12 protein-coding genes are annotated in these 13,183 nt (G+C 72.2%); 7 read left to right on the top strand and 5 right to left on the bottom strand.

Translation table 11 applies throughout. The features are described 5' to 3' along the window. The first annotated feature begins 411 nt into the window (after positions 1 to 411). The gene (locus tag AB5J49_RS37450) at positions 412 to 1,590 is read left to right on the top strand and encodes a ferritin-like protein (RefSeq protein WP_369173281.1); all 1,179 of its coding nucleotides are present in this window, start codon (positions 412 to 414) and stop codon (positions 1,588 to 1,590) included. An 85-nt stretch (positions 1,591 to 1,675) separates the two neighbouring features. Here AB5J49_RS37450 and AB5J49_RS37445 read toward each other — a convergent pair whose 3' ends face one another. Both AB5J49_RS37445 and AB5J49_RS37440 read right to left on the bottom strand, forming a co-directional pair. Next, complete coding sequence (locus AB5J49_RS37445) at positions 1,676 to 2,485, bottom strand: class I SAM-dependent methyltransferase (RefSeq protein ID WP_369173280.1); 810 nt, start codon at positions 2,483 to 2,485, stop codon at positions 1,676 to 1,678. Between the two features lie 53 nt (positions 2,486 to 2,538). Continuing rightward, positions 2,539 to 3,201, bottom strand: a complete 663-nt coding sequence (locus tag AB5J49_RS37440) for a ThuA domain-containing protein (protein ID WP_369173279.1) — start codon at positions 3,199 to 3,201, stop codon at positions 2,539 to 2,541. A gap of 143 nt (positions 3,202 to 3,344) precedes the next feature. On the opposite strand from AB5J49_RS37440, the gene AB5J49_RS37435 reads away from it, so the two are divergent. From AB5J49_RS37435 to AB5J49_RS37425, 3 genes are all read left to right on the top strand, one after another. After that, positions 3,345 to 4,370, top strand: a complete 1,026-nt coding sequence (locus tag AB5J49_RS37435) for a DUF5954 family protein (protein ID WP_369173278.1) — start codon at positions 3,345 to 3,347, stop codon at positions 4,368 to 4,370. Positions 4,371 to 4,437: 67 nt separating this feature from the next. Then, on the top strand, positions 4,438 to 5,070 hold the full coding sequence (locus AB5J49_RS37430) for a VOC family protein (RefSeq protein ID WP_369173277.1): 633 nt from the start codon (positions 4,438 to 4,440) through the stop codon (positions 5,068 to 5,070). Between the two features lie 111 nt (positions 5,071 to 5,181). Continuing rightward, complete coding sequence (locus AB5J49_RS37425; RefSeq protein ID WP_369173276.1) at positions 5,182 to 5,589, top strand: VOC family protein; 408 nt, start codon at positions 5,182 to 5,184, stop codon at positions 5,587 to 5,589. On the opposite strand, the gene AB5J49_RS37420 is transcribed toward AB5J49_RS37425, so the two are convergent. Beyond that, positions 5,566 to 6,258, bottom strand: a complete 693-nt coding sequence (locus AB5J49_RS37420; RefSeq protein ID WP_369173275.1) for a helix-turn-helix domain-containing protein — start codon at positions 6,256 to 6,258, stop codon at positions 5,566 to 5,568. The two genes, AB5J49_RS37425 and AB5J49_RS37420, sit on opposite strands and share 24 nt — an antisense overlap. Positions 6,259 to 6,394: 136 nt before the next feature. After that, positions 6,395 to 7,336: a cupin domain-containing protein gene (locus AB5J49_RS37415; protein ID WP_369173274.1), complete on the bottom strand. Its 942-nt coding sequence runs from the start codon at positions 7,334 to 7,336 to the stop codon at positions 6,395 to 6,397. Positions 7,337 to 7,416: 80 nt separating this feature from the next. On the opposite strand from AB5J49_RS37415, the gene AB5J49_RS37410 reads away from it, so the two are divergent. Further along, entirely contained in the window at positions 7,417 to 8,286 is an 870-nt protein-coding gene (locus AB5J49_RS37410; RefSeq protein WP_369173273.1) for an NAD(P)H-binding protein, read from the top strand. Positions 8,287 to 8,451: 165 nt separating this feature from the next. Here AB5J49_RS37410 and AB5J49_RS37405 read toward each other — a convergent pair whose 3' ends face one another. Beyond that, a complete protein-coding gene (locus AB5J49_RS37405) occupies positions 8,452 to 9,612 on the bottom strand; it encodes a YihY/virulence factor BrkB family protein (RefSeq protein ID WP_369173272.1) in 1,161 nt (386 codons plus the stop codon). A 136-nt stretch (positions 9,613 to 9,748) separates the two neighbouring features. Between AB5J49_RS37405 and AB5J49_RS37400 the strand changes: the two genes are divergently transcribed. Further along, positions 9,749 to 11,383, top strand: coding sequence for an acyl-CoA dehydrogenase family protein (locus tag AB5J49_RS37400; protein WP_369173271.1), 1,635 nt, complete (start codon positions 9,749 to 9,751; stop codon positions 11,381 to 11,383). Between the two features lie 367 nt (positions 11,384 to 11,750). Beyond that, positions 11,751 to 13,040 carry a GAF domain-containing protein gene (locus AB5J49_RS37395; RefSeq protein ID WP_369173270.1) on the top strand — a complete coding sequence of 430 codons (1,290 nt, stop codon included), beginning with the start codon at positions 11,751 to 11,753 and terminating at the stop codon, positions 13,038 to 13,040. The last annotated feature ends 143 nt before the right edge of the window (positions 13,041 to 13,183 follow it).

Raw genomic sequence — 13,183 nt, 5'->3', positions numbered from 1 at the left:
GCCGTGGGGCCGTGGGTCCGTGAGTCCGTGAGTTCGGCTGGTGCGGCTTGTCGTGTACGACCGTCCGGGTCGTCGACGGCAAGGGGTCAGCGTCGGCCGGCTCGGGCCGGTGCGTCCTCGGCCCGTGCCCGCCGCCGGCACCGGAAACGGGCGCCGCCAGGTCCACGACGGGCACGAACGGCAAGTGTGGACCGCCCCTGCCTGGGCGCTGCGACACACCGTGTCGACGAACGGGCACCTCTTCGCTGACGTCTCCCCCACGTTGGACCGACAGGGTGGGTCGATGCGCCGCTCGGCTCGTCTGCCCTGGTGGCGGCCGTGATGGCTGCTAGCTTCGCGAGCTGTCGAGGGGTCCCGGGTGCGTCGAGCAGAGCGGGGCCGTAGCCATAAGCTGAGGCGAGGGTGACGGGTATGGGCCAAGAGCCGGACGAGTCGGCAGTTTCTCCGTTCAAGCGCAGGACTTTCCTGGCGACGGCTGCTGTGGCGGCAGGCGCACCGGCCGCGGTCGCCGGTCCCGCGCAGGCTGCCGCGCTGCCGGAGGCCGCGCCACCTGCCGCGCTGCCGGAGGCCGCGCCACCTGTCGCGCCCGGCCTCGGATCCGTGGCGCGTCTGCTGGCCGTTCCCCACGAGGGCCGCGGAGTCGCCTGGATCAGGTCGGCCCTTCAGGTAGCCGTGGGACTCGAACTCTCCACCATCCCGCCCTACTTGTGCGGCTGGTGGTCCGTCAAGGACCGCCGCAGTGAGGTCGCACGAATGATCAAGCGCATCGTCGGCGACGAGATGTACCACCTGGGCATCGTCTGCAACCTGCTGGTGGCAGTGGGCGGCAGGCCGCAGATCAAGGCTTCCGCGCCCGCCTCCCCCGGCCCGCTGCCCGGCGGTGTGCGTGCCGGTGTGACCGTCTACCTGTCGGGCCTGACCAAGTCCTTCGTGCGCGACGTGATGATGGCGATCGAGGCTCCCGAGGAATCGCTCGTGCGGAGCGCGGGCTCCTCGCCCACCGTCGGCGAGTTCTACGCCGAGATGATGCGGGCGTTCCGGACGGTGCAGCCGGAGCTGTCGGCGCGCGGGCAGCTGTCCCAGTACGTCTTCTCCGACGAACTGCATCCGGTCGAGACCCTCGACGACGTCGAGCGCGCCATCGAGATCATCAGGGAGCAGGGCGAGGGCACCGCCAGCTCCCCGTCCGATTCGTTCGAGGACGACTATCCGGCGCACTACTACGCCTTCGGCGAGATCTACCACGGTCGGGAGCTGCGTCAGACCGACGACGGCTGGCGGTACGTCGGCCCGCCCGTACCCTTCCCCGACGTGCGCCCCATGGCCCCGGTCCCGGTCGGCGGCTGGCCCAGGCCCCCGGTCCATGTCGGGCAGCTCCTGTTCCGTTTCGACGCCACCTACAGCACCGTGCTGGACGGCCTCGACGCGGCCTGGGCGGGTGGCGGCGAGCGCACCCTGAACGCGGCCATGCACGCCATGCGTGCGCTGGAGGATCCCGCCGTGGAACTGATGGAGACCGGGCTCCGCTACGCCCCGGGCACCTACGGCCCCCAGTTCCGCGCGCTCCGCAGGCCGCGTCGTCCGTCGTGACGCCGTAACGGCAGGTCGAACCCCGGCGCGAGACGAACGCGCCGGGGTTCGACGTGCGAGATCAAAGCCGAGCAGCACAAGGAGTTCAGCGGCGCGCGCGGGCGAGCAACGCCGCATGCGGCAACGTCAGCACACCGGATTCGTCCGCGAACTTGGCACTGAAGAGATCGAAGTGGCGTTTGATCTCGGCCCGGATCCCCGGGGTCTGGCTCTGCACGATCTGACCGCCGAAGGCCACGCCGGCCGCAGGACCGCTCCACCACTCCTCGGCGTCGGCCCGGTGGTCCCAGCGCAGGGTCTCGCAGACCGCCTCACACAGCCCTGCCGCGTGCATCAGGCCGGTCAGTCCGCTCTCGCCACGGGGAAAGTCGTCCTCGGGGGCCAGTCCCGCGGGCGGATGCACGGGACGCACCGCACCCGCGGCCTGGATCGCGCGGCCGAGCAGAGCCTGGCCCGGTGCCGGTGGCGCCGCCCAGATCGTCAGCGCGACCCAGCCGTTCGGCCGGACGACGCGGCGCAGCTCAGCGAGGGCGAGCCCGGGCCGGCCGACATGGTTCAGCACGAAGTTGGCCACGACGGCATCGAACTCCCCGTCGCTGAAGGGAAGCTCGGGAAGGGCAGCCACTCGTACGTCTGCCTCAGGCGCGGCCCGCATGGCCAGCTGGACCATGGTCGGTTCGGCATCCACGGCCGTCACCCTCGCGCCCCGCGCACATGCGGCAGCGGCGACGGTCCCCGGCCCGGTTCCCACATCCAGTATCCGCAGGCCGGGCCGGACTTCAGCGGCATCGAGCAGCCGCGGCACCGGATGGCCGCACAGCCTGGCGAAGCTTCCGGCGTAGGCGGTCGCCCGGCCCGCCCACATCAGCCGCTCACTCGTATCGAAGCTCGTCATCGACACCTGCGCCTCCCGGCGTATCGGACTTCCTGGACGAGTGGCCCGCCGCGCTACCTCGTCTCCTTCCCACTCAGTCTCGCCGCCCAGTTGATCCCGCCGAGCAGGTGCGCGCGGAAGTCCGGGTCCTCATACGCCTCGCAGGCGTGTCCGAGCGCCGTGTAGAAGACGCGTCCGGATCCCTGCTCGCGGCACCACACCAGCGGATGGTCCTCGCCCATGCCGCCGCCGTCGTACGACGACTCGTCGGCGCGGGCCAACACCCGTACCGCGCCCCGGGGGTTGGTGCGGAAGTCGTACCACTCGTCGACGAAGTCCCATACGGCGGACAGGTGCCGGGTGGCCGGATGGTCGCGGTCCTCCACGACCACCTTGCCGGGCTGGTACTCGGGGTGCCGGTCGAACCGCGCGCCCAACAGCTCGCCGTAGTACGGCCAGTCGTACTCGGTGCAGGCCGCAGCGTGCACGCCGACGAAGCCGCCGCCCGACGAGGCGTACGCGGCGAGCCGCTCGCGCCCGGCGGGGGTGAGCACCTCGCCGCTGGTGGAGAGGAAGACGACGGCCGCGTAATCGTCGAGGGGTTTCTCGAAGGCCGCGGGGTCCTCGGTGTGGTCCACCTCGAAGTCGCCGATGGTGCGGACGGCCTCGACGCCGGCCGGGATGGAGTCGTGCCGGTAGGCGGTGGTGCGGGTGTGGACGAGGAGTCGTGCGGCCATGCGGGCGAGCCTAGGGGAGCCGGCTGTTCGGTCCCACCGCTGCCGGTGATCCGAGAATTTCGGGTCACCGGGGCACCTCAACAACCCGGGTTGTTGGGTCGCTTCACCCCCGCGTGCGCACCCGCCCCGGAAACAATGCGTGCATGACCCATGACTGGCAGCAACAGATCCACGCCCTCCACGACGAGTTGATCCGCCGTGACGACCCCGCCGCGTGGGTGCGGGAGGCCGACGCGGTGGACGCCTCTCTGCTCTATCCCGGGTTCGCCCTGCGTGGGCCGGTGTTCGGGGTCGCCGTGCAGGATCCGGCGGTGGGGCCCGAGTGGCGGGTGCTGAAGCCGGTCGTGAACGGGATGCCGCAGATGTGCCGGGACTCGCTCAACACACATCTGTGGTTCCGCGCGAAGGACGACACCGACGATCCCGCCGTACGGCGTGAACTGCTCGCCGCCGTGGAGGTGTTGGAACGGGAGCCGGTGAACGAGGTCGAGGCGTGCGGGGTCCGGTACCGGATCGTGCGCGGGGACGAGTTCACGCGCTGCGACGGCAACAACCGGCTGGAGCCGCCTCGCCCCACCGACCCGGAGCCCGCGGAGCGGACCTGGGACCGGCGCGCCGACCACACCCCCTCCCCCGACCTGGACTTCGCCCTCGACCCGGACCGTGTGGAGGGCGGCCCGATGACGGGCGCCCTGCTGGCCGCGCTGCGGGACTTCGCGTACCGGGGCGTGCGGTTCCCCCTCGACCTGCGCAGGGAGTCGGAGCAGGCGGTGCACTCGCACCCGCAGGTCGTGCTGTTGCCCACCTGTTTCGCCGTGGTCGAGCGCGAACGGACCGGCTGGGAGCCGGCCCTCGCCCTCCAGTCCACCCCGCACGACGCCAGACGCGTGCTCTACGACGCGATGAGCGAGATGTGGCCCATGCTCTACAAGTTCGACGACGAGAAGAAGGCCGTGTACGAGAAGGCGGCCGAGGAGTTCCGGGCGCTCGAGCGCGCCGACGAGGCCCATGTGGCGGGCCGGGTCTTCCGGATCTGCCGTACCGAGCGCCTGCTGCGCATGGGCCCCGACGGTCCGGAGACGCCGCGCCCGTCGGACATCGACGAGTACGGCCCGATGAAGATCCATCCGACGCTGCTGGAGGACGGCACCGTCGTGTTCGAGGAGTGAGGCCACCGGCCCGTCCTGGCGCACAGGTGTTCCATAACGCAGGCCGCTCTGCGTAGCCTCGGCTGCGATGAACGCCATCCCCGCGCTCCTGGACCATCTCGTCCTCGCGACCCCGGACCTGGCCGCCACGGTCGCCGACTTCACCCGACGCACCGGCGTGCCCCCGGCCCCGGGCGGCGTGCACGTCGGGCTCGGCACCCGCAACTGTCTGGTGTCCCTGGGCGGCGCCAGCTACCTGGAGATCATCGGGCCGGACACCGAGCAGTCCGCGCCCGGGCAGCCCCGACCCTTCGAGGTCGACGGGCTCACCGCCCCGCGCACGGTCACCTGGGCGATCAGCCCGCCCGACCTGGACGCGGCGATCGCGGCCGCCCGGGCCCAGGGGTACGACCCCGGCCCGGCGCAGGCGATGAGGCGCCGCAGACCCGACGGCACCCTGCTGGAATGGCGGCTCACCGACGGCGACGACGCCCACCCCTCCGGCCTGGTCCCCTTCCTCATCGACTGGAGCGCCACGGTCCACCCCACCGCCTCGGACCTGCCCACCACACCCCTGCTGTCCCTGTCCGCGAGCGCCCCCGAGCCGGACGAGATCCGTCCCCTGCTGGCAGCCCTCGGCACGGACCTCGACCTCACGACGGGCCCGGTGGGGATGTCGTTCACGGTGGACACGCCGCTGGGACCGGTGACCTTCCACTAGGCGCCCGACGGGACGCCCGACAGGCTGTCCGACGGGGTGTCCGACGGGGTGTCCGACGGGGTGTCCGATTCCTTCAAGACCCGGCCGTCACCGGCTGCCTACGGTGGCCGCATGACTCCACGATTCGATGCCATCGGCCTCGTCGTCTCCGACATGGCCGCCTCCGTCGTCTTCTACCGCCGCCTCGGCTTCGCCTTCCCCGACGGCGCCGAGAACGAGCCGCACGCCGAGGCGGAACTGCCGGGCGGGCTGCGGTTGTTGCTCGACACGGAGGCGACCGTGCGCTCCTTCCTCCCGGAGTGGCAGCCACCCACGGGGAGCGGCCGGCACTCGTTGGCGCTGCGGTGCGCGGATCCGAGTGAGGTGGACGCGGTGTACGAAGAGCTGGTGGGCGCCGGCTGCCACGGGGAGCTCAAGCCGTGGGACGCCTTCTGGGGCCAGCGGTACGCCTCCGTCCAGGACCCGGACGGAAACGGCGTCGACCTGTTCGCGCCGCTAGCCGCCGCGCCGGCCGAGTAGCTCACCGAGCGGCATGCCCGCCAACTCCCTGACGTCCCGCGCCAGATGAGCCTGGTCGGCGAACCCGGCCCGCACGGCCGTGTCCGCGAAGGTCACGCCGCCCCGCGCCAGGGCGAGGGCCCGTCGCAGCCGCAGGATCCGGGCCAGCGTCTTGGGGCCGTAGCCGAAGGCGGTCAGGCAGCGGCGGTGCAACTGCCGGGCGCCGAGGCCGAGTTCGTCGGCGGTGGTCGCGACAGGCCGCCCCGCGTCGAGGGCGGTCACCACCCCTCGTAGCAGCGGGTCGGGCGGCTCGGCACCGGCGGCCCGCTCCAGCGCCACGTCTTCGAGCGCGGTCACGGGGTCGGCCGCGGCCCCGATTCGCCCCCGCAGTCGCCGTACCTCCGAGGCCGGCCACAGATCCGCGAGGTCGACGCGCCGATCGCGTAGCTCGTGCGCGGGCACGCCGAGGAGGCCGGGCGCGGTGCCGGGGTAGAAACGGACGCCGACCCACGTACTGGGCGCGCCTGCGGTGACGTACGCACGGGTGTCGGGCCCCGCGACGAGCAGCCGCCCCTCGTTCCAGAGCAGATCCATGCACCCGTCCGGCAGAACAGGCCCGACGCCCGCGCCGGACGGAGTGTTCGTCCAGACGACGGCGCCCAGGAGCCGGCACGCCCGTTCCGTATACACACACGCCAGCCTACGACGCGCCCAAGGGGCGCCGGGCTGTGTCGATGTGCGGTTCCGCCGCGTGGGCGCGAGCAACCACAGACAACCCGCAGCCCACAGTCCGCTAAGCACCGACACACCCCACGGCGAACCCGCCCTACCCCACCACCACCCGCCCCCGATACTCCTGCGGGCTCACCCCATGAACCCGCTTGAACGCACTGGACAGAGCAAACGCGCTCCCATAACCCACCTGCCGGGCAATGGCATCCAGCGTGTCGTCGGTGTCGCGCAGCGCATCCGCCGCCAGCGCGAGCCGCCACCCCGTGAGGTACGTCATCGGCGGCTCCCCCACCAGTTCCGTGAAGCGGCGGCCCAGCGCGGCCCGGGACACCCCCGCCTTGGCGGCCAGCGAGGCCACCGTCCAGGGGTGTGCGGGGTTGTCCTGGAGCAGGCGCAGGACACGGCCGACGACCGGGTCCGCCAGCGCGCGGTACCAGGCCGGGGCCTCCGCCTCCGGGCGGGAGAACCAGGCCCTGAGCGCGGCGATGACCAGCAGGTCGAGCAGGCGGTCCAGGACGACCTCCTGGCCGGGTTCGTCGCGGGCGACCTCCTCCATCAGGTAGGGCGTGAGGGGGCAGTTCCACACGTCGGCCGTGAGCGACAGCAGAGGCGGCAACGCGTTCAGCAGCCGCCCGCTGATCTCGCCCTGCCACAGGTACGTGCCGATCAGCATCACCGCCGAGCCGTCGAGCCGGTCGCCCCAGGTGCGCACGCCCAGGTCCATCGAGCCGTTGAGGGAGCGGCCGTCGGGGTAGCGGCACTCGGCGCCCGGCAGGATCAGGGCCTGGGGCGCGGTGGTGGGGTCGTCGGCGCAGGTGTAGGGGTCGGGGCCGCGGGCGATGGCGAGGTCGCCGGGGCGCAGCCGGATCGGCTCGCCCTGGTCCGGGATGACCCAGGCGTCGCCGCGGACCATGACCATGACGGTGAGTGGAGCGCGGTCCTCGACGCGGATGGACCACGGCGGCTCGAAACACGCGCGGATCATGAAGGCGCCCCGCGCGCGTGGGCCCTCCAACAGGCCGGCAAGGGCGTCCATGCCGTCAGCGTAGACGTCCGCGTATGGGAATGAGCCGTTCAGCGATGGGTTGTTGGGGCGTGCGACCGTTGACTGGGCGCATGACGGAAAACGCGGCCGACACGGCGAACACGGCGAACACGGCGAACACGCAGCGGATGACGGTAGTGGTGACCGGGGCCTCGGGGCGTACGGGGAGCCGGGTGGCGGAAGCGGCGCGCGGGGCGGGGCTCACGGTGCGGGCCGCGTCCCGGGCGCAGGGCTTCGACTGGGAGGACCCGACCACCTGGGCGGAGATTCTGCGCGACGCGGACGCGGCGTATCTGATGTACCCGTCCGACATCGGCTCCCCTGCGGCGGCCGAAGGCATCGGCGCGCTCGCCCGGGAGGCGGTGGGGCTCGGCGTGCGGCGGCTGGTGCTGCTGTCGGCCCGCGGCGAGGACCAGGCACGGCCGGCCGAGGAGGCGCTGAAGTCGTCCGGCGCGGACTGGACGATCGTACGGGCGGCGTGGTTCTCGCAGAACTTCAGCGAGGGGCCGCTGGTGGAGGGGATGGTCCACGGGGAGCTGGTGTTTCCGGCGGGTGAGGTGACGGAGCCGTTCGTCGACGTGCGGGACATCGCGGACGTCGTGGTGGCCGTGCTGACGGCCGGGGACCGGTATGCGGGGCGGACGCTGGAGCTGACCGGGCCGCGGCTGCTGTCCTGGCGGGAGGCGGTCGCGGAGATCACCGAGGCGACGGGCAGCACGATCACGTACACGCCCGTCCCGGTGCGTGCCTACGGCGAGGCGCTGACCGGCTTCGGCGTCCCGCCCGAGGAGGTGGACCTCTTGATGGAGGTCTTCGAAGCCCTCATGGACGGCCGCAACGCCCACATCACGGACGACGTCCGCGAGGTGCTGGGCCGGGAGCCACGGGACTTCGGGGACTTCGCGAGGCAGGCCGCGGCGGCGGGGGCATGGAAGGCGTGAACGGTCGGCCGCTGTCGCCCGGTGTCGGCCGAGCCCTGCCGCCCGTGGGCTGCGCCGCCCACTGCTGGCAACACGGCTCCGCGGCGAGTGCGCTCAGGTACGACGGCGTTCAGCCTCGACGGCGTTGACCGCGACGCCCCTCAGCCCCAGCGGCCGTCAGCGCCCTCAGTCGCTGCCGTGGTCCTCCGGCTTGTGCGGCGGATGCGTGTGCGTGCTCTTCACATGGGTCCGCAGCCGGGACGACACGTCCTCCGGCGGCAGGAAGCGGGACCACCGCTCGGGGAACTCCGACGGCATGTCGGGGTCGTCGGGGTCGTCGAGCCCGGGCTCGCGGCCGGCGGCGTGACGGGCCACGTACTCGGCGGCCTGGGCCTCGCGCATCCGCTCGTTGGCCGCACGGGCCGCAGCCGTCGCGGCGGCCGGCCAGACCCGGTCGATCGCGGCGTTGACCGCGGCCCCGACGAGCACGGCGAACGCGGACACACCGATCCACAGCATCACGGCGACGGCGGCGGCGAGGGAGCCGTAGATCGACGCGCCCTCGATCGTGTTCGTCAGGTAGATGCGGAGCAGGAAGCTGCCCAGCACCCACATGCCGAGGGCGACCAGCGCCCCGGGCACGTCCTCGATCCAGGGCGAGCGGACCGGCACGGACACGTGGTAGAGCGTCGTCAGGAACGCGATCGACAGGACGATCACGACCGGCCAGTACAGGACCTGCACCACGGTCTCCGACCACGGCACGATCCGCACCACCGCGTCCGGCCCCGCCACCATCAGCGGCAGCGCCACCGAACCGATCAGCAGGGCGGCGATGAACAGCAGGAACGCCACCAGCCGGGTCTTGACGATCCCCCGGACGCCGTCGAGGCCGTACATCACGGTGATCGTGTCTATGAAGACGTTCACCGCGCGCGACCCCGACCACAGGGCGAACAGGAAGCCGACGGAGATGACGTCGGGGCGGCCGCCGTGCATCACGTCGTCCAGGATCGGCTGGGCGATCTGGCGCACGCCCTTGTCGGACAGGACGGTGCGCGAGGCCTCGATGAGGTTGGTCTCCAGGCTGCTGATGGTGTCGGTGCCGGTCCAGTCGTCGACGTAGCCGAGGAGGCCGATCATGCTGAGCAGCAGCGGCGGCACGGACAGCAGCGTGAAGAACGCGGCCTCGGCGGCGAGGCCCAGGATGCGGTACTCGATGCAGGAATTGACGGTGTCCTTGAGCAACAGCCAGGCGGTCCTGCGCTTGGAGACGTTCCGGTAGAGGACACGCACCCGGTGGAGACGACCGGAGGTCCGCTGAGGGGATTCACTTGCTGGCTGCACGACCTAAAGGTATCCGCCGTACGGGGGCGCACTCATCGCGGCGCCGGGTGCGCGCCCCCGCGACCTGCCCGCTCCCCCGCGCCGGTGCCGTGTCAGGCTGGAGAGCAGCGCCCCACGGAGGGATAGGTTCACAGGTATGGCAGGCAGCACGCACACCGTGACCAACCAGCCCCCGCCCCTGGTCGGATACGACGTCTACACCGCCGACCGGGCCCTGACCGCAGCCGTCGAACGTCACCTGGCCCCGGAGCTGCTGGACGACGTCCGAAGCGAGCTGGCGGCGCTCGGGCGGACCTGTGGATCGGCACAGGTCCAGGAGTGGGGGACGCTGGCGAACGCGCATCCGCCGCGGCTGCGCACGCACGACCGCTACGGCCACCGTATCGACGAGGTCGAGTTCCATCCGTCCTGGCACCGGCTGCTCGGCAAGGGCGTCGCGGCGGGGCTGACCGCGGCCTGGGTACGGCCGGGCGGGCATGTGCGGCGGGCCGCGGCCTTCCTCATGTGGACACAGGTCGAGGCCGGCAACGTCTGCCCGCTGTCCATGACCCACGCGGCGGTACCCGCCCTGCGCACGGAACCCGATCTCGCCGCCGAGTGGGAGCCGCGGCTGACGTCCGTGATCTACGACCTCGAGCTGCGGCCCGCCCGGCTCAAGGCCGGGGCCCTGTTCGGGATGGGCATGACGGAGAAGCAGGGCGGCAGCGACGTACGCGCCAACGCGACGGTCGCGCGCCCGCTCCCCGACGGCGAGTCGTACGAGCTGACCGGGCACAAGTGGTTCTGCTCGGCACCCATGTCGGACGGGTTCCTGGTGCTGGCGCAGGCGCCGGGCGGGCTCTCCTGTTTCCTGGTGCCGCGGGTGCTGGAGGACGGCACCCGCAACGTGTTCCTGATCCAGCGGCTCAAGGACAAGCTGGGCAACCGCTCGAACGCCTCCGGCGAGGTCGAGTTCGACGGGACGTGGGCGCGCCGGGTCGGCGACGAGGGGCGCGGGGTGCACACCATCATCGAGATGGTGGCGGCGACCCGGCTGGACTGCGTTCTGGGCTCTGCGGGGCTGATGCGGCAGGCGGTCGCGCAGGCGGTCCACCACTGTGACCACCGCGAGGCGTTCGGCGGGAAGCTCGTCGACAAGCCGCTCATGCGCAACGTACTGGCCGACCTGGCCGTCGAGTCCGAGGCGGCGACCACTCTCGCGCTGCGGCTCGCGGCCGCCTACGACGACGGCGGCGAGCAGGAGCGGGCGCTGCTGCGGATCGCGGTGCCGGCCGCCAAGTACTGGGTGACCAAGCGGTGTACGCCGCTGACGGTGGAGGCATCCGAGTGCCTGGGCGGCAACGGGTACGTCGAGGAGTCCGGGATGCCCCGGCTGGTGCGCGAGTCGCCGCTGAACTCGATCTGGGAGGGCGCGGGCAACGTCCAGGCGCTGGACGTGCTGCGGGTGCTGCAGCGGGAGCCCCTGGCCCTCAACGCCTATCTTCAGGAGGTCGGCCAGGCACGCGGCGCCGACCACCGCCTGGACGCGGCGATCAAGGGCCTGCTGACAGAACTGGCCGACTTGGAGGGCATCGAGGGCCGGGCCCGCCGACTGACCGAGCGACTGGCACTGGTCCTCCAGGGCTCACTCCTGGTCCGCTTCGCGCCGCCCGAGGTCGCGGACGCCTTCTGCGCCTCCCGGCTGGGCGGCGACGGAGGCGCGGCCTTCGGCACGCTGCCCCACAGCCTGAACCTGGCGTCGATCGTGGACCGGGCCCGCCCGGTGGCCTGACCCGTCCAGCAAACCGGCCAAGGGCACGGGCACCCACCTCAGGGGCGCGGGGAACTGCGCGACCAGCCACAACCGGCCGGCAGACGCCAACGAGACATCAAGCCGCACCCCCCGAGGCGCAACGGCCCAACCGCCGGAGGCAGGGGGTGGTGCTGCGCCGACACGGCACCACCCCCGCCATGGCCTGTTCGAGGCCGCGAACGCCGCTCGGGACGGCGTTGCTCAAGTTTCAATCAGGTCAGGGCGGACCACCAGGGTTGCAAGGGGTTGCAACTTGTTGGCTTCTGGGCGCGGAGTGGGTCCCTCCGCGACCGGCGGACGGCACTATGAGAGGCACGGTCTGTACGAGTCGAACCGGGAGGGACCCGTGGCGCTCTCGCCGACGGACGTGACGCAGCTCGCCGCCGTGGACTCGGCTCGGGCGGCGCGCGTACTCAGCGACGTCCGCTCCGCCACGCTCTCCGGCCGGCGCGCGCCCGTCGCGCCGCGCCCGGTGATCGAGCAGTCCTGGTCACGCATGCTGCGCAGCGGTGTCGATCCCGACCGCGACTTCCGGTCCGGGCTGCTGTCCCGCGAGGAGGTGCAGCGGCGCCGGGAGACCACCACGCTCAGACATGTCCTGCCGGTGCTGCGCGAGGGGCTGCTGTCGGTCGCCGACATCGCCCACCACATCATGGTCGTCGCCGACGACGAGGGCCGGGTGCTGTGGCGGGAGGGCAACTCCTCCGTGCTGCGCAAGGCCGACGGCCTCGGCTTCGAACTCGGCGCCGACTGGCGCGAAAGCGTCGTCGGCACCAACGGGGTGGGCACTCCTGCGGTGGTGCGCCGACCCGTGCAGGTCTTCGCCTCCGAGCACTTCCAGCGCTCGCAGACCGCCTGGACCTGTACCGGCGCCCCCATCACGGACCCGCGGGACGGCCGGCTGATCGGCGTGGTGGACATCAGCGGACCGCTGGAGACCATGCACCCGGCCACGCTCGCCTGGGTCGACTCGGTGGCCAAGCTCGCCGAGGCCCGGCTGCGCGAGGTGCATCTGACCTCGCTGGAGCGGCTGCGCGCGGTGGCGGCGCCGGTGCTGGCCCGGCTGGCCGGGCGGGCCCTGGTGGTGGACCGGGACGGCTGGACCGCCGCGGTGACCGGGATGCCGTACGCGCACCGGATCGCGCTGCCCAAATCCCTGTCGCCGGGCCGACGGTGGCTGCCGCCGCTCGGCCTGTGCTCGGTGGAACCGCTGGCCGGCGGCTGGCTGCTGCGGGCCGCCGACGAGCCGGTGCCGCCCGGGGCGACGCGGATCGCCCTGAACCTGACGCAGGCGCGCCGCTGGTCGGTGACGGTCTCCGGCAGCGCGGGTTCCTGGAGCCATGAACTGAGCCCCCGGCACGCCGAGTTGCTGTACCTGCTGGCCCTGCACCGCGCCGGGCGCAGCGCGGCGGGGCTGGCCGAGGACATGTTCGGCGACGCGGGCCGTACGGTGACGGTGCGCGCCGAGATGTCGCGGGTGCGGCGCTATCTCGGGGGGTTCCTGGAGCATCGGCCGTACCGCTTCCGCGAGGACGCGGAGATCGAGGTGCTGCTGCCGGACGACCCGCGCGATCTGCTGCCGCACTCGACGGCACCGGCGGTGGTGCGGGGGCGGATCTCGGCCGATCTGGCCTGAGTCCGGCCTGCCCGAGTGCATCTTCCGCATATTTGCAAGGTCTTCGTCCGCAAGTGTGCCTCACTGCCGTAGCATCCCCCTACGAGCCACCCCACCTGCTCTTTTGGTCAACACCCAGACCAATAGCCGCAGTTGGCTCGCCT

Source organism: Streptomyces sp. R28, from assembly GCF_041052385.1.
In the GTDB taxonomy this organism is placed as follows: Bacteria; Actinomycetota; Actinomycetes; order Streptomycetales; family Streptomycetaceae; genus Streptomyces.
This window is presented reverse-complemented; position numbering and strand designations above follow the sequence as displayed.